The 24,548-nt window shown below is 56.0% G+C and carries 19 protein-coding genes and 3 pseudogenes; 12 read left to right on the top strand and 10 right to left on the bottom strand.

Features of this window, described 5'->3' with window-relative positions; genetic code table 11:
• Positions 1–89 precede the first annotated feature (89 nt).
• The 4 genes and pseudogenes from PYH37_RS03055 to PYH37_RS03040 all read left to right on the top strand — a co-directional run.
• The gene (locus PYH37_RS03055) at positions 90–272 is read left to right on the top strand and encodes a hypothetical protein (RefSeq protein ID WP_280731963.1); all 183 of its coding nucleotides are present in this window, start codon (positions 90–92) and stop codon (positions 270–272) included.
• Positions 273–641: 369 nt separating this feature from the next.
• Positions 642–1,430: a ferredoxin--NADP reductase gene (locus tag PYH37_RS03050; protein WP_280731962.1), complete on the top strand. Its 789-nt coding sequence runs from the start codon at positions 642–644 to the stop codon at positions 1,428–1,430.
• 753 nt (positions 1,431–2,183) lie between these two features.
• On the top strand, positions 2,184–2,495 hold the full coding sequence (locus PYH37_RS32375; protein ID WP_425336073.1) for a methyltransferase domain-containing protein: 312 nt from the start codon (positions 2,184–2,186) through the stop codon (positions 2,493–2,495).
• A 966-nt stretch (positions 2,496–3,461) separates the two neighbouring features.
• Positions 3,462–4,038: pseudogene (locus PYH37_RS03040) on the top strand (polysaccharide pyruvyl transferase family protein); the annotation flags it as partial.
• A gap of 372 nt (positions 4,039–4,410) precedes the next feature.
• Here the strand turns inward: PYH37_RS03040 and PYH37_RS03035 are convergent.
• Entirely contained in the window at positions 4,411–5,388 is a 978-nt protein-coding gene (locus PYH37_RS03035; protein WP_280731959.1) for a 3'-5' exonuclease, read from the bottom strand.
• Positions 5,389–5,887: 499 nt separating this feature from the next.
• On the opposite strand from PYH37_RS03035, the pseudogene PYH37_RS32725 reads away from it, so the two are divergent.
• The 4 genes and pseudogenes from PYH37_RS32725 to PYH37_RS03020 form a co-directional block, all read left to right on the top strand.
• Positions 5,888–6,055, top strand: a pseudogene (locus PYH37_RS32725) (hypothetical protein); the annotation flags it as partial.
• Between the two features lie 31 nt (positions 6,056–6,086).
• Positions 6,087–6,906, top strand: a pseudogene (locus PYH37_RS03030) (helix-turn-helix domain-containing protein).
• A 603-nt stretch (positions 6,907–7,509) separates the two neighbouring features.
• On the top strand, positions 7,510–8,832 hold the full coding sequence (locus tag PYH37_RS03025) for a type II toxin-antitoxin system HipA family toxin (protein ID WP_280731958.1): 1,323 nt from the start codon (positions 7,510–7,512) through the stop codon (positions 8,830–8,832).
• A gap of 19 nt (positions 8,833–8,851) precedes the next feature.
• Complete coding sequence (locus PYH37_RS03020) at positions 8,852–9,163, top strand: helix-turn-helix transcriptional regulator (RefSeq protein ID WP_280731957.1); 312 nt, start codon at positions 8,852–8,854, stop codon at positions 9,161–9,163.
• A 216-nt stretch (positions 9,164–9,379) separates the two neighbouring features.
• Here the strand turns inward: PYH37_RS03020 and PYH37_RS03015 are convergent, their stop codons facing one another.
• Together PYH37_RS03015 and PYH37_RS03010 are read right to left on the bottom strand one after the other, a co-directional pair.
• Positions 9,380–11,413 carry an acyltransferase family protein gene (locus PYH37_RS03015; protein WP_280731956.1) on the bottom strand — a complete coding sequence of 678 codons (2,034 nt, stop codon included), beginning with the start codon at positions 11,411–11,413 and terminating at the stop codon, positions 9,380–9,382.
• A 194-nt stretch (positions 11,414–11,607) separates the two neighbouring features.
• Positions 11,608–12,621, bottom strand: a complete 1,014-nt coding sequence (locus tag PYH37_RS03010) for a KpsF/GutQ family sugar-phosphate isomerase (RefSeq protein ID WP_280731955.1) — start codon at positions 12,619–12,621, stop codon at positions 11,608–11,610.
• Positions 12,622–12,917: 296 nt separating this feature from the next.
• Here PYH37_RS03010 and PYH37_RS03005 point away from each other — a divergent pair, with 296 nt between their 5' ends.
• Positions 12,918–13,649 carry a hypothetical protein gene (locus tag PYH37_RS03005; protein WP_280731954.1) on the top strand — a complete coding sequence of 244 codons (732 nt, stop codon included), beginning with the start codon at positions 12,918–12,920 and terminating at the stop codon, positions 13,647–13,649.
• Positions 13,650–13,748: 99 nt separating this feature from the next.
• Here the strand turns inward: PYH37_RS03005 and PYH37_RS03000 are convergent, their stop codons facing one another.
• On the bottom strand, positions 13,749–15,245 hold the full coding sequence (locus PYH37_RS03000) for an ArnT family glycosyltransferase (protein WP_280731953.1): 1,497 nt from the start codon (positions 15,243–15,245) through the stop codon (positions 13,749–13,751).
• Between the two features lie 473 nt (positions 15,246–15,718).
• Here PYH37_RS03000 and PYH37_RS02995 point away from each other — a divergent pair, with 473 nt between their 5' ends.
• Complete coding sequence (locus tag PYH37_RS02995; protein WP_280731952.1) at positions 15,719–16,408, top strand: glycosyltransferase family protein; 690 nt, start codon at positions 15,719–15,721, stop codon at positions 16,406–16,408.
• A 126-nt stretch (positions 16,409–16,534) separates the two neighbouring features.
• On the opposite strand, the gene PYH37_RS02990 is transcribed toward PYH37_RS02995, so the two are convergent.
• The 3 genes from PYH37_RS02990 to PYH37_RS02980 all read right to left on the bottom strand — a co-directional run bounded on the left by PYH37_RS02990 (position 16,535) and on the right by PYH37_RS02980 (position 19,193).
• Positions 16,535–17,464 (bottom strand): glycosyl transferase, encoded by a 930-nt coding sequence (locus tag PYH37_RS02990; protein WP_280731951.1) that lies wholly within the window; start codon positions 17,462–17,464, stop codon positions 16,535–16,537.
• A gap of 59 nt (positions 17,465–17,523) precedes the next feature.
• The gene (locus PYH37_RS02985; RefSeq protein ID WP_280731950.1) at positions 17,524–18,258 is read right to left on the bottom strand and encodes a membrane-anchored protein; all 735 of its coding nucleotides are present in this window, start codon (positions 18,256–18,258) and stop codon (positions 17,524–17,526) included.
• 92 nt (positions 18,259–18,350) lie between these two features.
• Positions 18,351–19,193 (bottom strand): 3-deoxy-manno-octulosonate cytidylyltransferase, encoded by an 843-nt coding sequence (locus PYH37_RS02980; RefSeq protein WP_280731949.1) that lies wholly within the window; start codon positions 19,191–19,193, stop codon positions 18,351–18,353.
• 253 nt (positions 19,194–19,446) lie between these two features.
• On the opposite strand from PYH37_RS02980, the gene PYH37_RS02975 reads away from it, so the two are divergent.
• Positions 19,447–20,361, top strand: coding sequence for a glycosyltransferase family 92 protein (locus tag PYH37_RS02975; RefSeq protein ID WP_280731948.1), 915 nt, complete (start codon positions 19,447–19,449; stop codon positions 20,359–20,361).
• A gap of 104 nt (positions 20,362–20,465) precedes the next feature.
• Positions 20,466–21,413 carry a mitochondrial fission ELM1 family protein gene (locus tag PYH37_RS02970; protein WP_280732511.1) on the top strand — a complete coding sequence of 316 codons (948 nt, stop codon included), beginning with the start codon at positions 20,466–20,468 and terminating at the stop codon, positions 21,411–21,413.
• Between the two features lie 42 nt (positions 21,414–21,455).
• Here PYH37_RS02970 and PYH37_RS02965 read toward each other — a convergent pair whose 3' ends face one another.
• The 3 genes from PYH37_RS02965 to PYH37_RS02955 form a co-directional block, all read right to left on the bottom strand.
• Positions 21,456–22,301, bottom strand: coding sequence for a glycosyl transferase (locus PYH37_RS02965; RefSeq protein ID WP_280731947.1), 846 nt, complete (start codon positions 22,299–22,301; stop codon positions 21,456–21,458).
• A 292-nt stretch (positions 22,302–22,593) separates the two neighbouring features.
• Entirely contained in the window at positions 22,594–22,992 is a 399-nt protein-coding gene (locus PYH37_RS02960) for a CatB-related O-acetyltransferase (protein ID WP_280731946.1), read from the bottom strand.
• 1,003 nt (positions 22,993–23,995) lie between these two features.
• Complete coding sequence (locus PYH37_RS02955) at positions 23,996–24,322, bottom strand: hypothetical protein (RefSeq protein ID WP_280731945.1); 327 nt, start codon at positions 24,320–24,322, stop codon at positions 23,996–23,998.
• Between the last annotated feature and the right edge of the window lie 226 nt (positions 24,323–24,548).

Raw genomic sequence — 24,548 nt, 5'->3', positions numbered from 1 at the left:
CGCTGCCTGCATTCCTTGGTGGGATGTCGCTGTTCATGCAGGAACCATCATCTCTTGCGGTCGTTGTTCTCACGGATAAGGAGAACACCATGCCGAAGAGAGATCCCATCCCTGCCCCTGTCAAGGCTCCGCGAAAACCGCGGGGGACTTCCGACATGCCGGACCGAGACCAGCAGAAACCCGGCAAGCCGCCGAAGAGCAAGCCGGAGGACACGAAGAACCCGACTGATCCAGCACTTCTACCGATCGGCGACCCGGCTGGAATGGCTTAGCCGCCAGCGCTGCGACTTGACAGTGCGTTTTTCCACTCACGGTGGCGAACCGCCGGCAATAGAACGCGAGCAATTCGTCGCATATGTGCGGAGAATGCCCGATACGATTCGCGCATCCGCTTCCTGGCAGCATCGTGCGCTTCTAGGGCGGTCGCTTTCTAGACGAAGTCCTGCGAAGTCCCGATTGCTTCATCGTTCTTTTTTCGCATATGATCTGAACCTCACCCAGTGCTTCGTCTTTGGTTCGTTGTGTGCGGCAGTGCGGCCCCTATCGCCGCACCTGCAGCAAAAGCAAGCGCGCCGCCGACCAGGTACTGATTAGTCGTCCGGAGCGGCGCAATTCTCGCAGGAGATATGCAGGACACTGACATGCGGAAGTTTCCAATCCCGGAAAACGTTTTTGCCCAGACGGTGACGGCAGTGAAGCATTACACCGATCGGGTGTTCCATTTCCGAATCACGCGGCCTGCCAGCTTCCGCTTCCGCTCCGGCGAGTTCGTGATGATCGGCTTGCCGAACGCGGAAAAGCCGGTCTTCCGCGCATATTCGGTGGCTAGCCCCTCTTGGGAGGAAGAGATGGAATTTCTTTCGATCAAGGTGCAGGGCGGCCCGCTCACTGAACACCTACAGAAGGTCACCCCCGGGAACACGGTGCTGATGCGCAAAAAGCCGACCGGCACGCTGGTGCTTGATGCCCTGCTGCCGGGCGAGCGGCTCTACCTCTTTTCGACGGGAACCGGCGTCGCGCCATTCGCGAGTCTTATCCGCGATCCGGAAACCTATGAGAAGTTCGAAGAAGTGATCCTCGTCCAGACCTGCCGCGAAGTCGCCGAACTCATTTACATCACCGAACTGGTGGACGGATTGAAGCACGATCCGCTGATTGGCGAACAGGCAACCTCGAAACTGCGCCTCCACACGACGACGACGCGCGAAGCCTTCCCCCGCATGGGCCGCATCACCGATCTCATCCGCAGCGGAGCTTTCTTTTGCGAAACCGGCCTGCCGCTCTTCGATCCGGCGCAGGACCGCGCAATGATCTGCGGCTCGATGGAGATGCTGAAGGACAGCAAGACGGTTCTTGAATCCTTCGGTCTCGTCGAAGGCGCCAACAATGCGCCGGCCACTTATGTCGTCGAACGGGCATTCGTCGGTTGATGCGCAGGTCGCCCGCCGGCCCGCCGATGCGTTCTGGGTCTTTTATAGACGGGCGGGAAACAGGTATACGACACAGCTCTCGTGGCGAGGCTAAACTACCGCTTTGGTGGTAAGCGGTCGCTCGCCAAGTTAGCTCGCCATGGCTCTCTTGCGCCATTAGCAGTCGTCCAACATCTAAGCAGCAAGAATTAATCTCCGATAATCAAAACTGATTTCCACGTTATTGAAGTAACATCTAGTGGGATTGCCAGTGTCTTGGGTTATCCTTTCGGCTGAATGGACATCCGCCGAACCTATGATACTGTCCAATGGTGCGGTGTTACTGCCATTGAAGTTGGAGAGTGCCATGAGATTGAAGGGCACATTGCGCCGCCGTTTCTTCGACCCATTACTGCGAGAAAGCTTGCCTTCATTCGCGTCACAGACTCAGCACTTTGCTGCGGTTTTTCCCCACAACGACCGCGATCCGACTTACACGCTTCCGGCCTATCCGGGCACAGCACAAAAACACCATAGCTCTTCCCTCCCCATTCCTCCAGAGCCGCTATGGGCCAATTACTGTACGAGCGTTGAGACATATCTGCAAAGCGGTGCTGATGATACGTCAACTATTCGCCGACTTCTGCAACACAGTGGCGCACCGATTGAGCGTCTTGGCCGAATACTGGAATTGGGAGTTGCAGGCGGCCGACTTATTCGCCACTTAAATGACTTGGCGCAAACAGAGGAGAGCAAACAGAGGAGATATGGGGTGTGGATTGCTGGGCTAGCGCGATTCTCTGGTGCAAGGAACATCTATCACCACCTTTTCATTTTGCAACAACAACGGTTACCCCTCATCTGCCTTTCGAGGATCGGTCATTTGGCCTTGTTTCTGCGGGTTCGGTATGGACGCATCTAGACGATCTCGCCGAAGCTTGGGCGTTAGAAGTGCGCCGAATACTTCAGCCAGAGGGCAGATTCTACTTCACAGTTAATGACCGGGCCGCAGTTGCGGTTTTCCAAGGGGGCGGAAACCCGGAACATAGACAGCGATATATCGAGCGCATTCGGCCTGACAGCTGACAGAATTGGCTGAAGCTCTTAGAGAGTCATGCCGGCTATCAGCGTTTCGCCAAGGGCGAGGCGCAAATGGTGGCAATGGGCCGATCCACGCAAGCGCATGTCATGTGGGATGTCAATTATCTCATCAAGCGCCTAGGTCCCGGTTGGCGGGTGTGTTCAATAACTCCTGAGGCCTATGGACATCAAACCGGCATACTGCTAGCAAAAATCTAGACGTAGCGCCGCTTCTGTAGCACACGGTCGATGGCACCGGCCGATTGCGCTTTCAACCAAGCCGCTCCACACTCAGCTTACCCATCAAGTGCCACGTGAGCACGCAGAGAACGCAGGCACCGAAAGCGTCGATATTGCTCAAAACCGAGCCGCCGCCCTTGACTCCTTAGAGAACAGTATCCGCCAGCACAGGACATGCCCGGTGCTATCGGCGAGTGGCAGCTTTGGGGCGCAGCTTGGCCACGCCTGACATCACGCTTGAGGGACTGCGGCCTGGCTTGGTTGAGCCGTCGTTGCGCCTGCGAGCCGCGAGCTGGATGACATTTTCAAGCGGTATGCTGTGGCTGCTGAGATGCTTGACGGCTTCCGGAAGGAGCGCCCTCGTCGCTAGGAACTGATAGCCGAATAGGAAGGTTTGTGCCTCCATATCCAGGTTCAAGAACTTCTGGAAAGGCTGAGCACGCCGACCAGCGATTGGAGCGGCATGACGATCAAACCTATCGCATCGCCAGGCCAGTGCACGTATAAGTATGATGAGTCACCAAACCCATTATTTTTGATTGTTTCTCTACGACTTTTGGCTAATATCCTTTATGCAGCGACCCATCTTTCCCGAATTGCCCTTAGAATTTGCTGTATTGGCGAGGGGAAGAAGTATTGCGGCGTCGATGCTTGATGTTGCAACAGATACAGTTTGGACATGATTAAGCCCGGATCGCAATGATCCGGGCTTCTTTCGACCGAGTCCGGCCGATCCGGTTTCTAGCAGACGCGGGATTTCTTCGGATATCGCCCGCACCAGCAGTAGAACGTGATGGTTGCTTGATAACCACCGGGGCCAGAAACAATGCCGAAGAAGACGTCCACACTCTAAAGGCCGCCCTCAGTGCCTGCGATAAATTCAGTCTTCGGCCTGTTATCCTCACGCACGCGGTTGAGCGCTTCAATAACTATGAGGCAGAGATCATTACGCGTGGAGGTATTTTCGCTGAGACAGCCAGCATAGAACGTGCTGCCGAGACAATATCACGATGTCGCCTGCATATCGGTGGCCGATATCACATGGCTATATTCACCATCCTCTGCAACGTCCCTTCTCTCCTTTTCGATGTTAAAACGCACAAAAACCAGTGGCTAGAGCGGTACTCGCCTCTAGTAAAACTTGTTCATCCGCACATAGACCTCAACGCCGTAGCAGCCCTGACCCTAAGCAACGGTGTGGCGCAAGAACATCGCGAAACAGGTACCGCGGATAAATACGTCCATTTCCTCAGAAGCGCCTATAGCTGAGCAGCCCGCGTCCACATTGCATCAATTTGCTCGTCATTGAGGCCCAGCGCGGCGCCCTACAGTCGTGATGAGCGGGTGTATGGCGGTTGAAGATGGTGGCGTATTCCCACTCAGTCAGCGCTGTTTGTTTCTCGGCACCTTCGGACATTGCCTCAATCGCAGCCGTGCTTGCCACGGCGTTAAAGCCCCGCCTACCAGCACGAAGGTGACGCCCCGTTCGCGGGCGCATGCTGGTGGCCCCACAACACTCGCGGTAGTGTCTGCCCTATGGCAACCCCACCGAAGCGCGGTTTCCTCTCCTCGCAACGGAAGATTTAGTTCAACTAGCTCTGGTAAGTGTACGCATGGCCTTTTCGCCGTCTGCCACCGCCTCTCTGCAAGTCAGCTAGGTCTCTGCCTAACCGCGATCCTCTCAAACCCTAAAGCGGTCGAAGGCCGTCAGGTGCTGCACCGGAGGATCGGCTTCGTCCCATCGGTAGATTTCCGATCTCAGGTAGCGAATCTCGTCGTTGAGCATCTCCTCGTCGATTTCGATCCACCAAGACTTCGGCCGCCCGTCGCTTCCATCCGACCAGCGGTACCCGCGAGCCTTCAGATGATCTTTCATGTCGAAGGGGCTGTGCTCTGCGAAGATGCGCACCCGCGATCGCTGACTTGCCTCGTATAGCTCTGCAAAGGCGCTGCGCTCCCAGTCTTTCCCGCTGCGTGCAAGGACTTCGAGGAGAGCGAAGCAATCGTCAACCGCCCGATGACCGTCATGGAAAAAGCCGGCCTGGCCTATGAGATAGCCGAGCTTGGTGCCTTCGAAGCCGCGCGCCGTCCAATCGATCTCTGAAACCGAACAGGCCCATGCCTTGCCGGAGAAGATCTCCGAAACTGCCTCGCAGAAGGGCCGATCGAAACCGGCATTATGCGCGACCACAAGATCCGCCGGAGCTATCAAGGCTCGAAGCTGGGTCACGTCGATGACCTGACCTGCCACCATCTCGTCGGTAATGCCGGTCAGCCGCGTGATCTCCGGTGGGATCGGCTTTATCGGCTGCTGCAAGCCGCCATAGACGCCAATGACATCGCCAATATTGCCTTCATCATCATAGCTGAAGGCCACTGCTCCGATCTCTATGATCTCGTCGCTGCGATGATTGAGACCGGTTGTCTCCGTGTCGACGATGATTCCGGTTCGCGCGAACTCCGGTCGCGGAATGTCGGCGACTTGCCGAGGCCGCAGCTTGCGAAGCACGCGGTAGCTTCCGCTTGCCTCCAGACGCACCGCCATTTCTTCGGCGCTCGGTCCTTTGCCTGCCCGCGCTTTTGTATGCAGCGGAAGTTTGGCGATGTCTTCACTATTCGCCTCAGTAGGCGGGGTAAACATCTCGAGTTGCGATGACATAACGGTTCCACATCGGAGCCCCGGCTCCCGTCAAGAGCGTGTTAGGATAGTGAGCAGTTGATTCCCCGGCAACATGACCTGAGCACGAACTAACAGTTCAGACAGCCCCAGGACCTCCGGGAACAAAGCGGTGGCATGGACGGTGTCCTGAGGAGCTCGGCCATCAAGGTGCCGAGCCCCGTAGCCGGAGAGAGAAGCGCCTGGCCTTGCACACGGAACATCATCCGCTCGACTATGGGGACTTGGAAGCAAAGATCCTGAAGGGTGAATATCGCGGCGCAAATGGAGCGCTATCTTGTCGGGCATCTTTTTCATAGGGACGCTTCCACCACTTCCCGCCGGAGGTCGTTCTCCTCAGCGCACCTTCGCGAGGCTACCTGATCCCGCCCATTCCACGGGTTGAGCAGATATTCTGACTGCGTAGATCCCTAAATAATCTGACAGCGCCTGCGGCAGTGCTGCGCCATCTGCTCTCATACAAAAGAGAGGAGATGATCCAATGCAGGAGAACGCGTCGATTTACGGACAACAAACATACGTTTCGACACAGTTGATCGCACCGCAGCCAAGGATTGCCGTGTTCGCCACGCTCGAAGGGCGCAGCCTGTCCTTCCGGCTTCTCGCGCGCCTTGCTCGCTGGATGGACACGCGGCGCGGTGGTTTGGACCTGCTCGAGCTCTCCGACGATCAGCTGAAGGATATTGGCCTGTTCGTGTCAGACGATTCTCGCCACGTCAACGCCCACGCTTCGAGACGTGGTCTGCGACGGATCATGCCGCGAGAAGAGTGCCGAGGAATGCGCGCATTCAACACGCCTCGTCTATCCCTATCGCCACGTTTTCATGCGGGGAAACCGACACCGTGGCTGAGCCAATTCAGGTGATTTTCTTCAACCGCCGTGAAGAATACCGCATCAGCCATCCGATCGGGGCGGCGATGCGTGCCTCGACGTACAAGTCACGAAGAGGTCCTTTCCGAGTTAGCGCCGAGGGAGCAGCTGCAGTCCGGCGCGAATGTGTCCTTCAAGCGCCAGCGCCGGCGCATCGATGGCCGCACACAGGCTCTCGTCGCCTTGTTGCGCTACAGCCTTGGTCGCGGGGTTGCCAGCCGCTGGAAGCGGAAACGCTCACGCTCACGCTGATCAGGCGCCTGCTTGGCGAGCGCACGTCGCATGGAGCGGCCGGCACCTAAGGACGCGAAAAGTTGGTCGATCGGACCAAACTGGTGCTCTCAGCCGATCTTGCCCGCCGGTGGACATTGGGCGACGTTGCAAAGGAGATCGGCGTCTCGCCGGTTTATCTCACCCAGGTTTTCCAGCAGGTAAAGGCACTGCCGCTTTACCGCTATCAGTTGCGACTGCGACTTGCGCGAGCACTTGACCTGCTCGGTTCCCTACATGATTTGACCGCACTCGGCCTCGAGCTCGGCTTTTCCAGCCACAGCCATTTCAGCTCCGCTTTCAAGCAGGCCTATGGGCGCACGCCGGGCGAATTTCAGCGTGCCCTTCGTCTTCGTTAGGTCGCTAAAAAACTGACAGCGGCACAGCACCGGCCATGGTTCTCTGCTGTCGTCGAAACCACGCCGGAAGAGGAGAATGAAGAGCATGAACCAGAGAACCTGCGCAGCCTGCGATTGTGAACTCGATCAACAGAGCATCAAAGTCAACTCGGCGGCAAAACCGTGGAAGTCTGCTGCGAGGAAAGCGCCACTGCACTTGGCGAATCCGATGCTGCAAAGACAACCTCGGCCGAGGCCGAGACGTGATCTTCGAGACCGGTCGCTAAGGCGAGCGGTCGCGCGCAAAGCAGGTCATCATCCTGGATAAGGTGCCGTATTCATCGCAATCGGCAACTGTATCCATGCCCGGTAGAATGTCTACTTCGTGGCCCTTCGGGAGCAGGTCTTCGATGCCAGATGTGAAATCCGCAACTCGCTTGCTCAGGTTCGTGGCGGTGCGGACCTGAATCGCTAAGCCTCTCCTTGCGGGGCTACCGCCGATCCGCAGGTCGACGGTTATGACCGCGGTTGGTGCTGTGGTAGTTAATAGTAGTTAATAGTACCATGCTGATGGGTTGAATAATCTCGTGTCGGCCGCTATTTGTACCATCAAAGGGGTTCAAAATGAACTTGACGGTCGAAATTCATCACGGTGGAGAATGGCATGAGTGCGGCTCGATCGAGCTGATGGACGTCGCGCGCGGGTACCGCGGTCCATCGATCGTCGACTACGATCTCGACTACTTCACCGAGTTCGCGGCTGCCGATTACCATAGGCTCGGGCGGGTATGCGATAACAGGGCGATGTCTGTCCGTTACCCGGTTGATCTTGAAAACCGCTACCTCGACACATGGCCGCCATTCCTTCTTGATCTGATGCCTCAGGGCCATGCCCGCAAGATGCTGAGCGAACATCTCGGCCTAGAAGAGGGTGCAAGAGCGTCGGATTTCCCTCTCTTGCTGAGAGCTGCCGGCAATCCGGTCGGCAACATCAGGATCAAGGAAGCGACCAGGGAAGAGGACGAACGCCTGAGACGGGTGGTGCGGGTCGGCGTCACGTTGGATGATATCTTCGGCCGTACCGACCGCTTCGACGAAGTCGTGGACCGCTTCGCCATGATCGCTTCTGGGTCGAGCGGCCTTCAGGGCGAATGGCCGAAGGTGGCACTGACCCTTGCCAAGGACGGCCTCTACTACCCGGATGTGTTTGTCGGGGACGATGAAGCAGTCCGCCACGTCATCGTTAAGCTCCTGAGGAGCCGCGAGGAGCGAGACCGCCTCATTCTCGAGACAGAGGCCTCCTATTCGAAGCTGGCCCAGGAGCTCGGCCTGAACATGTACGAGCCTTCCGACTACTTCGAGGGCGTGCTGGTCATCCCTCGCTCCGACCGAGTGGTACAGCGAGGTGGTGTCCTGCGCTATGGTCAGGAGAGCATGGTGTCAGCGGTCGGCGTGGCGGATTTCGGCTACATAGGGAGCCACGAGGAATACATTGAGGTCCTCAGGCGGTACTCGAACACCCCCGTCGAAGACATCATCGAGTATGTGAAACGAGATGTGGCAAACCGGGCCTTCGGGAATCCCGACAACCATGGCCGAAACACAGCACTGAGCAAGCATCCAGACGGTCGTATTCGTCTGGCTCCCCTCTTCGATTTTGCGCCGATGCGGCTGGCGATAGAAGGTATACCCCGGTCGACTAGGTGGGCGGTCATGCGAGACAGACACATGGACCACGCGCCTGACTGGCGGGATATCGTCGATACGGTATTCCCCGATCAATCAGGTAGAAACCAACTTCGCGCTGAGTTAGCCACACTCGCGGAGAAGCTCCTCACCGCCCCTGATGGGGCGAGAAACCTTGGCGTGCCGGAGGGCGTGATTGAACGCGCGATGGCTGACTGCACGGCAGTCGCGACTTCGATACTCGACAGATTCGTACGTTAGTCTCGTTGGAGGCCAACTGATGGCAAGATGGAAGAAACCAACAAAGGAAGAAACCAGGGCGCTAAGGCGAGACCTAACGGCGAAGGCGGCGGCCGGACAGCTACAGCTTCCAACCGCCGTCGCAGAGGTCAGAAAGACTTTCGGACTAACCCAGGAGCAGTTCGCGGGCATCACCGGCTTAACGCGACGCCAGATCGCCGAACTCGAAACGGGCATCGCCAATCCGACACTCGAGACGCTCCAGAAGATCGGCAGGCTCTTCGGGTTCTCGGTTGGGTTCGTCCCCAAAAAGTCAGAGGAACCGGCTCCCGAGCTTTCGGCCCTGAGATAGCTTCCGCCGAGGCCCCGTCTGGTGCCGGCAGTGCTACGAAGCCTGTAGGTGCATACGTTGACGGAAATTCGCAGTAGAATAGGCATCGAAAGCAGACGATTCGAGCGAGGGAGTCGTGCTTTCCCATGCGAATGCAGTCGCAGTTCGCAATGGCCCCGGGCCGGATCGCCCGTAGCGGTTTAACCGCTTGTCTCTGAGGCCGATCTGAGATGCTTGCTAGGATTTTCGTTCAGGTCCGAAAGCATGATTTTCCGCTCGAATCGTTCCTAGAACCGGACCGAAGACCTCCGAGATGCTTTGGGCACCCTTTGCTGATAGGTGGTCCCCGTCTTTATAAAGAACGACGCCATTTCGCATGACATGACATTTGTCTGCGTCGCATATGGCGCGCATAGGATCGACGACCAAGGCCCCGTTCGATTTGGCGGCGTTCGTTATCACCCGTCGCGCCAGTGCCTGCCGCTTGTTCGTATATTCAAGCGGGGGCGCAATATCGAGCGAGCTTCCGGATGTCGCCGCCCGCGCCAAGGCTTCGGGAACGTCATACCCCATCTCCGGCACATCCATCACCAGGACCGCCTGGGTACCTTGCCGCCTGAATGTAGTTAATGTGGTTTTGAGGCTCGCCTCTACCGGTGCAGACCAGTCGGCCACGGGCGGTTCAATGCGAGCATCAAAAAAGATGCCTTGACCCGGCAGTTCGGCCCGATGGACGTATTTCGGCCAGTAGCCAACCATGAACACGAAAGCGAACTTCTTCTGCTGAATGAGCGACATTACTGCCGAATTGTAGTCAGCGCATCGCTCAATCGCCGATGGAGGACCGAAGGCAGCATTTGGTAGTGGGGGGCAGCTTCCGCGACCGACGAACATGCCTGAAACACCGATCTTACGCGCCGCGACGTCAATTGCGGGAGCGATGGCCGCCGCATGGGAATCGCCCCAGACGAGGAAATAAGGCTCATTCTTAGGTTCGGCTCCGATGCTACAGAGATCGCCCTTCCTTATCTGCTCCAGCGTCAGACCTTTTCCGTTCGAGTCGGCAAAACAACGCTCGGACGAAAACGGGCTCGCATCATAAGTGGCCTCGTAAAGTTGGTAGGCCTTTTCAGGCAGCCTTTGCGGAATACCTTGCAGGTTGTTCACGACGAACCCGAATGCGACAGCCGAAACGACCGCGCTGCCGCTCACTCCGAAAATGATGGGAAGAGATGACGCGAACTTTCCATATCGTGACGGCTGTTCGATGAACCTCCATGACAGATAGGCAAGCACAACGGAAATAATTGCGAGCCCAAATGCCCATGCTGTTGTCAGCTCATGGCCGATAACGTAGCGGGCAAAGACTATTGCCGGCCAATGCCAGAGGTAAAGCGAATAAGAGATGCGTCCGATGAAGACCGAACCCGGGTTGCTCAAGAGACCGGCGACGAGCCCTTCCCGGCAACGCGCGTGAATGATAAGCGCCGTACTCAGGCATGGAAGCGCCGCATATATTCCTGGAAAGGGCGTATCGGGAGAATAGAAGAAAACCGCGGCGAAGATACCTGCCAGCCCCAAGGTGGTCAGTGCCTGTGAAAAAATGACTTTATAGCTCACTTTGGGGAGAAGGGCGACAAGAGAGCCAGTCAACAATTCCCAAACGCGGAAATGGAGAAGATAGAACGCCTTTTCGGGGGAGTGAAAGACAGCCCAGCTACTTGCGCCAAAGGACAGGAGCAGTACTGTCCCCATGATCACGCCCGTATGCCTGCGCGCGAATCTACATGAGACAACGAGCGCGATTGGAAAAACGATATAAAATTGTTCCTCAACCGAGAGAGACCAAGTGTGAAGCAATGGCTTCATCTCGGCCGAGATGTCGAAGTAACCTGCTTCCCGACGGAAAAGAACGTTGGATGTGAATAACGCGGCGGCTCGTACGCTATCAGCGAAGTATCGCATCTCTTGAGGCATGAACAAGAACCATGCGACGACGGCCGAGACCGCAATCATCGAGAATAAGGCCGGAAAGATCCGCCGAATTCGTCGCAGGTAGAATTGCCTGAAGTTGAAGTCGCCTTTCTCGAGATCGCTCAAGATGATTTGAGCCATGAAAAATCCCGACAGGACGAAAAAAACGTCGACCCCGACGAACCCGCCGCGAAACCCCGCAAAGCCCAGGTGAAAGAATAACACGGGCAAGATTGCGATGGCTCGCAGACCGTCCAAGTCGGGCCGGTATTCAAAATGTCTGTTTACCGCAGCCAATCTGCCTCCCGTTTCTCAGGAACTTGCGCCGAAGATTGATAGGGCGGATTACATCCCACGACGCAAAAAAAATGCCGTCACATCAGCGCGAACTGCGAAATCAAGGCATCAGCGCCAAGAAACCGTTCACCACTGAAACTCGTGCGGGGCGAAATTTGGCATTTGCATGCACTCGAACTTTGACGATGCAATGCTCACACAACCCCGGCACGGAGCAGATCGTGGATGTGCAGGATCCCCGTGGGCCGGTCAAGGTCGTCGATCAGAAACAGCACCGTGACCTTCTGCGTCTCCATCAGTTCCATTGCTGCACTGGCTAGCATGCTGCCTTTGATGAGGCGTGGTCTGTGCGACATGATTGCGTCGACGGTCATCTTCAAAAGGTCCGAAGACATATGCCGGCGCAAATCCCCGTCCGTGATCACGCCTGCAAGCTTCTTATCGCCGTCCACAACTCCGACCACGCCAAAGCCCTTCGATGACATTTCGATAATCGCGTCACTCATCGGACTGCCAAGCGGTAGCAATGGCACGCTCTCTTCGCAATGAGCAAGCTCATGGGCAAGAAGCAACTGCGAGCCGAGTTTTCCGCCGGGATGGAATGTCTTGAAGTCGTGAGCCGAAAACCCTCGCCGCTCGACAAGCGCTATTGCCAGCGCATCGCCGACCGCCAACTGCAGCATCGCAGACGTTGTCGGGGCCAGCCCATGGGGGCAGGCCTCCTGAACCTTCGGCAAGGTAATTGCGACATTGGAATTGCGCGATATCAGGCTGTCGGCGTTGGACGTGATGGAAACCACTGGAACATTGAAGCGCTTCGCATAGGTCAGCATGTTCCCCAGTTCGACCGTCTCTCCAGACCACGACAGGAGAATGAGGAGGTCTTCCGACGTTATCATACCGAGGTCGCCGTGACTGGCTTCGGTCGGATGGACAAAGTAAGCCGAGGTGCCAGTCGATGCCATGGTCGCGGCGATCTTGCGTCCGATGTGCCCGCTTTTCCCGATACCCGAAACGACAACGCGGCCGCGGCTGGACGCGATCAGTTCGACCGCATCGACGAAACTACCGGAAAGAGCCTGATCCGCACTCAAGCAGGCGGCCAGCGCATTGATGCCGTCGGCGGCAGTAGCAATTGTCCGGGCAACCGACTGCCTCACGGCGCTCTTTGCCACAGTATCAGTCGCACTCTTCGCCAAAACATTCATTTGATTCGCCCAGAATTCTGCTGTGACCCCAACGCTTGAAAGTCATTGCCTATCTTCTGAGTGTCCCTAAATCAAACCTAAATGGCCAAATTGCGCATTCTAGCGGCACTTCTTTTACGTCGGCGCGAGACAAAAGCACATCTGGCGCAGAGCTTGTGTTCCGAGCGCATCTATCAGAATCACCCGAAACGTCCCCGCGTGGACACGCAGAGTTGCCTGTGCAAAGTTATGGACCGCGCATCTGAATGCGTTCGTTGTCAAATACTTCATCAATCTTGTCTCAAGGAAGTTGCGATATGACGATTGATTCCGGCGCAATGGAGTCGCTCCGAGACAATCACCGCCGCTGGCTGACAAAACTTGGTATTCTGGAAAAGCCTTGGCTGATCCTCGGCTCAGCCCCGTCTCCGACTCTCCCCCAGGACCTGATCGAATACTGCGCGCGCGTTGACGTTAACAATTCGGGCAAAACGGCAAATGCCTTAGGGCTCCCTCCGGCCGATCTGACTTTCCGAAAGAAGAAGAAATCTTGGGAAGAGCATCCCTACGTGAGGACGAGGGGTCTCCTTTGGCTCCATACGAGACCACTATGGAGCATGCGCCTCAAATTGTTGTTAAAGCCCAATGTGCGCTACACGAGCCTGATGCGTGCCACCAAAAGCGAGCGCGAAGCAATCGTGGATTTGGTAAGCGGCGGGCTTCCGCCGGAGGTAGGCGAGGTTGGAAAAGTGACGAACGGCGTCGCCGCACTCTGCTATGCGCTCTATATGGGAGTGCCGTCTGTCACCCTGGCGGGATTCTCGTTGACTAAGATGGGTCACTCCTACAATGACGACGGCCGTCTTCGCCGACAGATTGCCGAGGACCGCTACGTCCTGATGCGGCTTCAAAACCGAGGCAATGTCTTCACCACCGAGGCCGATCTTTCTGAAGAAATCGGCTTCCCGCTCGCGCGCAACAGAGGCGATATCATCAGGTACAACGCTACAACGCCGCGCGTCTTTTCAGACGCACAAAGATCGCTGTAGCACTTTGAATCGCTGCACTTTTTGTCCTTAAATCGGTTCCGATTTAAGGACACATGCGTAGGGTTAGGACGATCGACACCGCAGACTCTGGGTAGGGAGCTACCGCCGCTCGATCCAAACGTAGCCGAACTTATATTCGTCGCTCGGCCGCCCGGCATTGTAAGGGATGGAGACAATTTTCGCCTCGAGGCCTTCCGTGTTGACGGCTTTCATGGACAGCAGCCCAGATATGCGAGGAGGAATATCCTCCCGTCCGCCATCTTCTGCTGACCAAGCCGCGAGCACAGGTCCGGGCAAAAGCGGAAGGCTGTCGGAATTCGGAGGGAATCCCGGCAGCATTATTGGCGTGTCAGGAAACTGTATCCTTAGATTTCCCGCGAGAATTCGATCATCCACCACGATCGTCGCCGGCGGAGCGCCACGCTCATCAGTTACGGCGCGAGCAAAACCACCATATGGCGTGTGTGCGAACGAGTACTCGCCAATCATCGGCCCCACCAGCACTCGGGCTGAGAGCATGAGGACAACACCGATGGCAAGGACTCCCACGATCGAGAGGAGAGCCGTGAGTTTCGGCGTCGCATCGACGCCGGCGGCATCTATTTTGAGCGTGAAGTAGAGGGGAAGCAGCACGGTAAAGAGAGCCAGCCATTTCTCCCGGATATGAGTGGCCCCCATGGCTACGACAATCAGTGCAACGATCAGGAAGCAGGCACAGAGCATCCTGCCTATAATCCGTGTCCACGGACTGCGCGCGCGCAGGATCCTGCCGAGGTCGGCATAAAAGATCAACCCGAACACGGCCATTGTCGGCGCAACGCCCTTGATGATCGCAACACCGAGCGAAAAAAGACCCTGCATCATATGCGGTAGGGCCGCGTTTTCCGCGCCCTCCTTCATCTCGGTGACCGTGTCGCCGCTGGCGTGGGCGAAGTTGTTCAAAACCCAATATGCATGTGGTGCCATAATGATGGCCCCGATCGCGATCGAAGCGAGCACGCGCCAATCGAAGAGGCGCTTTCGCAAATCGGTTTCCGGCAGAATGGCGATGATTGCGGCCACCGGGATGACGACGAAGTTATATTTTGAGATCGCTCCCAGTCCCATCGCAATGCCAACCATGAGATAAGGACCAAGGCGTGAAGGGCCTTTGAGTACTTTGAAAGATCCGTAGAGAAAAAGTGACACCGCAAAGAGTGCCGCAACGGTGTGGGAGAGGTCGCGCTGAGACAAAAGAAAGACCGGTGGCAGAGTTAATACGCCCAGCATGGCAACTGCCGAAAGCGCTCGGTCCGAAAGTATCATACGAGCGGATAGTCCGTAGAATAGGAGGCAGAGAAACAGAAGGCCGTTTTTTACGATCGTCAGCGACGCAACAGAAATCCCAAAAAGAGTTACAACACCATACTGCAGCCAGTTGTAGAAAGGGGGTTGCGTTCCGTACCCGGCAAGTAAATATTGCGACAGAAAAGCTTGCTCGGACTCGTCGATCTCAAGCGAATCCGGACGAAGAATCTTCAAAACAATGCTTAGCAGACAGTATCCAGCAACCAAATAGTAGATACTATCCGGTCTGCGGGCCAGTAGACTGCGCATTTGGTTCTCTCCATTATGAAGCGCGTAAAGGGAGAATCGCGAGGCACTCAGCAGGCTAGTACCCGAAGTCGGCAGCCTTTGCCAGACGCCGGCCCATGTGGGGAGCCGCGGCAGCGGTTGCACGAACGCTCTTGGCTGACAATGCTGCCGCGAGAACAAGGGGCGAGCTTCGCTTTTCGTATTTTGAAGAGGCTTAAGCCGCGCCGTTTCGAACGGTTTCTGCGCGGTGGCGAGGGACCGGACATCAGATCGCGTCGTGACCAAGTAGGTCCTTTGTTCAATTAGCGTTCTATCGACGTGAATTATGTTATCGCCCGGAGGCTTCACGACAGCGTCTTTTTTGGTTAAACCGGCTTCGGGGGTTGAGGACGCAAATCAAGGTTGCAGGCGTTTAGCTTAACGCGAGTGGTTCTTATACTCGCGAAGCCGCGGTTTTGGATCGATTTTACAGCCAACTCAGAATCGGAAGTGTCATGTCGGAAAATGCGAACGTTTATATCGGCTTCGACAGCAAGGAAGTTGTCGCCTACCATGTTCTTTGCCAAAGTATCCTGGAAAAGAGCTCCATTCCGGTCTCGTTCACGCCAATATCGTTGAACAACGTCGAGAAGATTTTCACTCGCGAGCGCAACGCGCTTCAGTCGACGGAGTTCTCATTTTCGCGATTTCTCGTCCCGTATCTGAGCAACTACGAGGGTTGGTCGCTTTTTGCTGACTGCGACATGCTGATGCGTACCGATATTGCCAAGTTGTGGGAGCTCAGGGACGATCGTTACGCGGCCATGTGTGTGAAGCACAACTACGTTCCAAAGGTCGAAACGAAGTTTCTCGGACAAGTTCAAACGAAATACGAAAAGAAGAACTGGTCGAGCGTGATCCTTTTCAACAATGCCAAATGCCGCAAGCTGGATCTTGACTACGTCAACAGCGCTACCGGGCTTGAGTTGCATCAATTCAAGTGGCTAGAGTCCGAGGAACTGATCGGCGAGCTCCCTGCGAGCTGGAATTGGCTTGTGAATGAATATGACTACTCAGCGGATGCGAACCTCGTTCATTTCACGGACGGTGGCCCATATTTCGAGGAGTATAAGAACGACGATTATGCCGAGGAATGGTTTGCGGCCCGCGATCGCGTTCTTCACGTGACGCAACGGTCACGGTAAACCGTCGCAGTCCGGACAAGCAGATACTCGAGCATACTTTCTGATGCCGTGGGCGGTACCAGCTAGCCCATGGCATTTGTTTGAGTGGCTCGGCGGACAGGCGGCGCTGCTAATGCTCGCGACGTGTCAAGGCGCTTTGGGAGGCGCCGGATCGGTCGAGTTAGCGAACTCGCTGGAATAACCAAAGCCATGTTCCGCAAGGGCGGACACGGGCGAATAATTCCTAACAGTAATACCGTTCTCAACGGCTGCGTTCTTGGCCATGATCAAATGATCAAGAATTCTGTTCTGAGCTCTGCGGATCCCCGAATAGGCTTTGTTTCTTTCTTCGTAAAACCTAGGTTCATCGGCGTTGCTGATATCTATGCCGAGGAGGCCGATCTCCTTTGGCTTCCATGAAGCTGCGAACTGCATTGCCGAAACGGCGACGGAGCCGCCCTGAAAAACGCCTGCATCCGGGTCTTTAGAAAACCCGGTCGCCCCGTCCTCGCTCAAATTCGCATGAGAAAGACGGCGCAGCTCGGTGATGTCTCTGCGTGATCGACCATATGGCTTTCTGACGTCATCTATCAGTACGATCTTTCTGTCCTGCAGCCACGTTCTGTCTAGTTGGCAGATCGCTCTGATCACGCTTACCGAAAAAAGGCACGGACATTCCGCGGGTATTCTCGCGAGGAGGTCAAAATTACCCCACACAAACCGCTCGTCTTCGATCGCGACCGCCAACGGCTTCGATACGACCTCCGGAACCAGATGCAAGGCACCGTTCAGCAGAACGCAGGAAAATTCTTCAGCTCTCCCCAGATCGGTCCGGGTAATCGAGGGTCCGGACCCCACGATCAAGACCCTCGAGATCCTCTGACGGAAAGCTTGGCGGCTGGTGGTGAGGCGTCCCACCACGACGCCTCGATATCGCATGAAGCCGCCTTCAAATCCTGCCGGACAGTCAAGCCTCAAACCGGGGAACCAGTCCTGCACATGGGCTCGAGAACTGCCTAGCACAACACGGAGAGCGATCTTTATGATCGATCTGGAAAGGGGGCGGTTCGAAGGCATTTATCCTCTAAAGCTGGCGACGGTTCATTCACTTTGCAAAAAGCTCAGCTTCAGCATGCTTACTGCTGAGCCTTGCCAGTCCATAGCGGAATTCCGAGCTCTTCGGAAACACGTGGGTCCGCCGTAAAGATCGGGCGCTTATCCTTAAGTAGTTTCGTGACGACCTCTTTGTCCATCTGGACGTGTAGGCGAGCCAAGCCGGCTTGATTATAGGAGTGGCCAGCTGAATTCGGATTTATTCCGGTGATGATCACGACAGGCGCGCCGTTATAAAGCGCAAACAGCACCGCATTCATTCCGTTGGAGCATTTAGAATCCGCATCCAGTTCCAGTGAGCGGAGCCCGGCTACCCGGTCCAGCAACGCCATTCGTTCATAACGGTCGACGATCTGCAGGTTATCATATCTGTAGTTGAAGGCACGCAACCCCTGTTCCAGGCGTGGCCGATCGTCCTTGCGCCATAGAAAAACATAGAGTGCGCCGGTGCGCTCCCCGTTGAGCACGCGCCTAACCTCAACCGCATTCGGAGTGGTGCCGTCGATCTGATTGAATTGCATCAGCGTTATATCGGGAGCTTCGATGCCCCAAGACTTGATCACTGATTGCGAGCCGTTCACCGTAATGACGGAGAAATCTGAGTTCCATCCGGCCGGCTTATGGGAGATGGGCGCGGAACCGACGACGACGACGGGACCGCGAAACCGGGCGGGCGCGGAAGGTGGCGCCGGACGCATCAGCCGATATTTCAAATTGCGGTATACACGTTTGCGCGTCTCGGAAATCCATGACCCCATACGACATTTCTCTCGCTATACATCCCCGCCTACAGCGGCCTAACGCTAGCTCCTGATAGGAATTCGCAATTGCAAAATAACTGTGATGCCCGTTAGCCCTTTAATCCGGCGCCGGACTTCCTTAGAAAGCTTGGCTTTAGCCGGCGAAGAAAAAGGTCTATCGAGCGAAGTGCATTTGTAAGAGAGATCAATTTGTCAACTTGGGCGTCGGTTTCGCTCAGGCGCGATGACAGCACTTCCGCCACAGTCGAGGAGATTTCAGCGGGAGGCAGTTCAGGAAAACGGGCGGCGAGAGAAGCATAGCTGTTCCTCGCAATGCCACCGTGCATCGAAAGCTTTCCGACCCTTGCGAACAGTCGCAGGAAGACTTGCTCGAAAGTCCAGTCATGGACTGACACTACCCGCCACTTCTCGCTGCGCTTTGCGGAGAACCCCGCCAAGACGATCTCCGCCGAAAGCTTTAAATCCACCAGCCACAAGCTCATGGCAAACCCGCTAGTGGGTATTTTCGTCGAAGGGTAGAGATCGGCGCAGAAGCCTGTCAAATCCAGATGGCCCGTCGGCGTGCCCAGGAAATCCTCCATCGTGTTCAATTTTTCCGTCGCGGCCAGGCGAATGTTCATGATGCCGAGGAAGCGCTCGGGTGCAAATAACTTGACCACATCGGCCACCTCTCGCCGATAGACGATGTTGGCGCCCTTTGGCTGAGCACGTGATACGAGCAAGGATTGGCCTTGAAACGGCTCAGCCAAAACCTTGTAAACCTTGTTGAAAAAGACAAACAGCGCAGTGTCGGGATACTCGGCCTGCAGCTCTTTGATATTCACCGCATCACTGTTTGCGACAAGAATAATATGGGAGAAGGCGGAGAACAAAGATCGCCATTCCGCAGATGTCGTCAAATTTTCCGTCGCTCCGGAGGCGGGGAAGTTCATAATCCGATACCCTACTTTAGCGTCCTTGGGGCCATCACTGCCTGGCTTCGCTAGCTTGCAGCACTGTCGGCCGCTGAAATCTCAGCCAATCCCGCCTCTATAAGATGTCATTTCCTCTAAATCAAAGCGGGTGCGCTTGAAAAAATACTATTTGCGTGTTCAACGAACTCGTGAAGGCGCGCACCTCTCCCAAGAAGGATTAGAGAGATGGGCCGATGCAGACTCAATGCTTAGCGAACCAGCGGGGACGCGGATGTTTGGTTTGAAGCCTAAACGACACTTCACCAGAGAAGTTGCGATCACACCTCCCACTCCTGAACAGGGCCGACATGGCATTGCTATTGTCTCCTGCATAAAGAACGAGGCCACGTATATTGAAGAGTGGGTGCGCTTTCACAAGGCTGTGGGAGTCAGACATTTTCATCTCTATGATGATGCCTCGACCGATTCCACGCTCGAGGTGCTTCACCGGATCCTGACAACGGAAGAGCTTACCATCGTCCCGTGGAAGATGCGCATGCGTGATGAGGCGAGCGGACATTTTCTCAATGGCCAGACGCTGGCGTTTGCTCATGCGATTTTGAATTTCGGTAGCAAGTACGACAGGATGGCTTTCATCGACGTCGACGAATTCTTGCTTCCGCGAAAAGGTCGGACCTTGCAGGAGGCGCTGCGAGGCGCGGGAGAGTTTCCGAACATTTCCCTGCCCTGGCACATGTTCGGTCACAGTGGCCATGTTTCGAAGCCGGAAGCCCCTGTGTGCCTCAGCTACACGATGCGAGTTTCCGATCCAATGCGGGAGAACCTCGATGCCAGCAATTTCAAGTGTATTGTTGATCCAGTCGAAGTGACGCGGGTAAGTGTGCATCACTTCGAAACACGGTCATACGGGGACACAACAGTGAATGACGCTGGTAAAAAATTTGCCAAGCGGAAAAGGAAGATCGCCGAGTTTTACTCCTCAGAGTTCATTCAGCTCAATCATTACTACGCCAAATCGCGGCAAGAGCTGACCGAAAAGGTGGAGCGCGGATGGTCTTTTGACGGGTCTGCCGAGAAATACCGGAATAAGGTCTCTGAGACGATTAAATACATCGAGGAGAACGTCGTCGAGGACCGCCGGATGGTAGAATTCATAGAACAAAACGGCATCCATCTCGGTCGTTAAGCTTCTTCTCACTTAGGATCGATTCTAGCGCACCGCACACATTAATTGCTAAAATCGACAGTCTTCCTGGAGTTACGGTCTTGCAGGACGAAATTCTCAGAAAAATGAAATCGCCGGATGTGAATTGTGTTTGGGCCGTTGCCGAAAGCAAGGCGGGAACACTGACACAATGTCTAGGCGTCGGAAAGGAGCTCAATCGCGAGCCCGTGGTCAAGTTAATTAGCCGGGCTCGTGGACTGAAGAAGCTATTCGAACCGGCCCTTTTTCGAAAAAGAGAACAAGGTCCCGACCTTGTGATCTCCTGTGGTTTCCGCTCCGAGCAGCCGGTTCTCGATATCAAGGCGGCGTATGCTGGCCGACCATTGACGGTCCACCTCCAACGCCCTCGGATCGAAGGATACGACCTCATCTTCGTCTCACGCCATGATTGGGTCGACGAACTCAACGACCGACCAAACTATCATGCCATGGTGGGCGTACCACATCAGATCACTGCGGCTCGCCTCGAGCCGCTTAGAGATCCTGCGCGCGAACATTTCTCAGTCGATAGCCGCCCTATTGTGGCGGTCTTCGTTGGTGGATCGAACGGCGCCTATGTCTACGACCACGATACGCACGAGAAAATTAAGGCCGCGATCAAGCACCTGGAAGAGGATGGCTGGCGTATTCTCGTTTCCGTGTCGCGAAGATCTGAAGAGGACACCTTACGGGCGTTAACGCCGCTTAGGAACGAGAATATAGCGGTCTGGGATCGGCGGAGCGAAAATCCCTACCTCCACTATATGGCGGCTGCGGATGCCTTTTTGATCGCCAAGGACTCAATCACGATGCCATGCGAGGCTCTTGCAACGGGAAAGCCAGTCTTCTCGCTTGAATTAACCCCTGTCGCCGGGCCACGCCTGGAGAAATTCGAGCGCTATCATCGGGACCTTCAAGAGACCTTGAAGCTGACAAGACCATTTGAAGGCAAGATCGAGATCTATTCATACGAGCCACTTAATGAAACCCATCGGATAGCCTCGGTAATCAGGTCCGAACTGCAGCGGTCCTGACCTCGGTTGCCTCGTCTCGACTTGATGCTTGTCGTTAGGCGGCTACTCGCGCCAGTGTTCTGCTACCCAGCGCGTCGGGCGAATGTAGTGCCGGAGATAGCGAAACGGCCCTTTTTTTCGCCGGCGGTCGGCATCAAAGACCCCCAGAATATGCTTGAGTGGCGTTTTTGGAGGAGCTTTTGTTCCGTATCGCCCTTCAATTGCGTGCTGTGGCAGCAGGCCTCGCGGGAAAATAACGACGCGAGCATCGTGCGGTAGCCGCGGAGCAAAGCAGTAATTCAGCGGAAACGGCCAACGGCAATCCTGTCGAAAGTGCAGCACCCATCGGCGCGGAAAAAACGTTACCCCACCAGGTGCGTTGCGGCTCACGAAACGCTGCTCGTAACGGTATTTGTCAGCCACACTCTGGGGATCGGATCGAAACTGCTCCTGCAGGGGAACGAGCTTGCCGACCGGAAAACGAAAAAGCGACGTTTGCCCAAGCCGTTCCAGTGGTGTCGTTTGGTTTCTCGTCATCACCACGTCATCGGCGTCACCGATCTCGAAGAAGTCGTCTAGAGATGACACGATCACCAGATCCAGGTCGAGAAACAGCACTGGACCCTTCAGGGTGCCGAGTTCTGAGCCCCAAAGACGTGCCTTGGGCCAAATCCCTCTGGTGTTGGTTGGCATATTCACGATGTCGAGCGGCGGCAAATCCTCGCAAAGTATCTCAGGGTTGAGACCATTTCGGTTATCGGTGAAACATGTAAACGTGAACGGCGGTGTGATGTTGCGAGCGACCATCGCGTAAAGTCTGTTGATAAACGGCGCACCGTACTTCGTGCCCCAGTTTATACAGATCACTTGCTTAACACCGCCGCTTGCCGCCAATACATTCGAGGTCATGTTTCTCGTATTCCTGGTTATCTATGCATGCCCGCGGACAGCAGTTTTTCTCGCGTGGCTTCACCCCAACATCAGCAGGCCGCTGGTGCGGAAGCCACAACAAGTCCATATGTGCGAGCCTTGCACGACCTATATTCAATGCTTGCGGCATCGGCAATGTGCCGCATCCGGTAGCGCGTCACAGCATACGCGTGCCTCCTGCCGTAACGAGGAGCGCCTCTCCGCAACCGAGGCGCAATTGGCAACTTGATGATAGGCAACAATTGGCCGCGCACCTGGATTTCTCGACGCCTTATGCTGTGCCACTGCCGCCGCGGAAGTAATCAAGGAAAGCGTCGGAGGGGCCCATAAGTAGTTCCTTATGCGCGTGCAACTTCGAATCGGGCCAATCCCACCACGCTAACTTCAGCAGGAGTTCGATGTCCTCGGGACTGAAGCGAAACTTCACCACGCGCCCTGGATTGCCAACGACGACCGCGAAGGGCGGAACATCTTTGGCGACTACGGCAGATGCGCCAATAATCGCGCCGTCGCCAACGGTCACGCCGGAAAGTATCATCGCCCGACGACCAATCCACACGTCATTGCCGACGACGATCGGACCTTTGGAGGTGACGTTACTCTTTTTGCTATCAAACAGACGGCGGCCAATCGGGAACGAGGCTACGGGGCCGAGGTCGTGATCTGCCATTTGCATAAAGAGCACTTCCTCCGCTACGGAGCAGAATGAGCCTATCCGCACATCACAACGGAAGCTCATTCCGTGGAAGTTGTCGTACCTCAATCCGTACGTATGGCGCCCGACGGTCACGCCCTCGGGTAGCGGCTTCGGTCTTTTATTCTTCCGCAAGCCTAGAAAAGTACGCAATTTTCGAAACGATGCGATGACTTTTCCCCCGTTCCCTTGTTGATTGCCTCCTACCGCACTAACGCGCTAATCGTCTCACGTAAAGTGCCGTGGTCCAGACCGCGAAGCCAGCCAATAGGTTGAAGGAATACGTGACGGCGGTCAGCCCAACCTCCGAAGGGAAGCTGGGTCGCGTGATGTCCGCAACTCGACAGAGTAGTCTCCCCACGAAATCTGCTGGTTGAAAATGGCACGGTCGGCTCCAAATATCCTTTTGGGGCAATTGGGACCCGGAGGAGGTATTTATGAACAGAAACGTACTCATCGGCATTGGCGTGGTCATTCTCATAATCGTGGCGGTCGTGTTCTTTATGCCGGGACGCGTGGAACAAACTGCTGACACGCCGGCACCGACACCCACGGAAACTGCCCCAACCACTCAGCCGGAGCCGGCTACACCGCCCGCTGCTGAGCCGGCACCCAACACAGCACCATCAACGCCTGCACCTGCGCCGACGACGCCCGCCCCCGCGCAGTGATCTCGGAATGCCGTCACAACAATATCGGCCAGCTCAAGCGAGCCAGTCGCATTTTGCCAAGTCGCGAGAGGATGGGCCAAGCGACGAAAAACGACCGACGCGCCGCTAGACGTTGTGCCGCTTAACCAACGCGCAAACGGGGCGGCCGAGCGCGCGACTGGCACACAAGGGCGAGGAAGCGTCAGGCTCGATCGCAGCGGAAAGCCGTAGCGCTTGAACAGATGGAGAAAAAAGGCCCTCCTAACAAGAAGGACCTCTTCAGCTAGCCCAGCGGCTTTGACACATTCCGTACGTTCACACGGCTGTCATTAGCCCCCGCCAGTGCTCGACCCGCCGTTGTCGCCGCCTGGACCCGAGGTGCCGCCGTTACTATCGGCAGGACCTGAGGTGCCGCCGCTGCCATCGGCCGGACCCGACGTGCCGCCGCTGCCATCAGCCGGACCCGACGTGCCGTTACCGCCGTCGGAACCAGACGTGCCGCTGTCATCACCCGGTAAAAGGATGACACCGTTATCTGCATAGGCGTTGCCTGAAGACGCGCCATCACCAAATATGGCTACCGAGATTAACGGCATTGCTGTCGCGGATGTGAGCCCAAGCAGTGACGCAACGATAACTCTTGTAAGCTTTTCCATTGCCATCTCCTCCTTTGACAGGCCAACGCCTGCCTCCGCACGACTTTCACGAGGTGAAAGAAGGCATCTAGCCCCAGCCGCACGCAGGATCGCATCAGACCGAGGCAATTTGGAGATCAACATATTCAAAATCCTCCCCCTCGCCGCCTTTGCCCCAAACCAGCGCAGAACGAGCAACTCGGAGCCGCGGCCGACTTCCGTCCTAAAGTTCGGGAGCCTTGCCATG

Source organism: Sinorhizobium numidicum (assembly GCF_029892045.1).
Lineage (GTDB): Bacteria > Pseudomonadota > Alphaproteobacteria > Rhizobiales > Rhizobiaceae > Sinorhizobium > Sinorhizobium numidicum.
The sequence above is the reverse complement of the archived record's forward strand: the minus strand, read 5'-3'. Positions and strand labels throughout refer to the sequence as shown.

Excerpts from the sequence above, each read along its gene's own strand:
- PYH37_RS03055 (WP_280731963.1), top strand. The coding sequence starts at position 90 with ATGCCGAAGAGAGATCCCATCCCTGCCCCTGTCAAGGCTCCGCGAAAA.
- PYH37_RS03050 (WP_280731962.1), top strand. The coding sequence starts at position 642 with ATGCGGAAGTTTCCAATCCCGGAAAACGTTTTTGCCCAGACGGTGACG.
- PYH37_RS03035 (WP_280731959.1), bottom strand. The coding sequence starts at position 5,388 with ATGTCATCGCAACTCGAGATGTTTACCCCGCCTACTGAGGCGAATAGT.
- PYH37_RS03025 (WP_280731958.1), top strand. The coding sequence starts at position 7,510 with ATGAACTTGACGGTCGAAATTCATCACGGTGGAGAATGGCATGAGTGC.
- PYH37_RS03020 (WP_280731957.1), top strand. The coding sequence starts at position 8,852 with ATGGCAAGATGGAAGAAACCAACAAAGGAAGAAACCAGGGCGCTAAGG.
- PYH37_RS03010 (WP_280731955.1), bottom strand. The coding sequence starts at position 12,621 with ATGAATGTTTTGGCGAAGAGTGCGACTGATACTGTGGCAAAGAGCGCC.
- PYH37_RS03005 (WP_280731954.1), top strand. The coding sequence starts at position 12,918 with ATGACGATTGATTCCGGCGCAATGGAGTCGCTCCGAGACAATCACCGC.
- PYH37_RS03000 (WP_280731953.1), bottom strand. The coding sequence starts at position 15,245 with ATGCGCAGTCTACTGGCCCGCAGACCGGATAGTATCTACTATTTGGTT.
- PYH37_RS02995 (WP_280731952.1), top strand. The coding sequence starts at position 15,719 with ATGTCGGAAAATGCGAACGTTTATATCGGCTTCGACAGCAAGGAAGTT.
- PYH37_RS02990 (WP_280731951.1), bottom strand. The coding sequence starts at position 17,464 with ATGCCTTCGAACCGCCCCCTTTCCAGATCGATCATAAAGATCGCTCTC.
- PYH37_RS02985 (WP_280731950.1), bottom strand. The coding sequence starts at position 18,258 with ATGGGGTCATGGATTTCCGAGACGCGCAAACGTGTATACCGCAATTTG.
- PYH37_RS02980 (WP_280731949.1), bottom strand. The coding sequence starts at position 19,193 with ATGAACTTCCCCGCCTCCGGAGCGACGGAAAATTTGACGACATCTGCG.
- PYH37_RS02975 (WP_280731948.1), top strand. The coding sequence starts at position 19,447 with ATGTTTGGTTTGAAGCCTAAACGACACTTCACCAGAGAAGTTGCGATC.
- PYH37_RS02970 (WP_280732511.1), top strand. The coding sequence starts at position 20,466 with ATGAAATCGCCGGATGTGAATTGTGTTTGGGCCGTTGCCGAAAGCAAG.
- PYH37_RS02965 (WP_280731947.1), bottom strand. The coding sequence starts at position 22,301 with ATGACCTCGAATGTATTGGCGGCAAGCGGCGGTGTTAAGCAAGTGATC.
- PYH37_RS02960 (WP_280731946.1), bottom strand. The coding sequence starts at position 22,992 with ATGGCAGATCACGACCTCGGCCCCGTAGCCTCGTTCCCGATTGGCCGC.
- PYH37_RS02955 (WP_280731945.1), bottom strand. The coding sequence starts at position 24,322 with ATGGAAAAGCTTACAAGAGTTATCGTTGCGTCACTGCTTGGGCTCACA.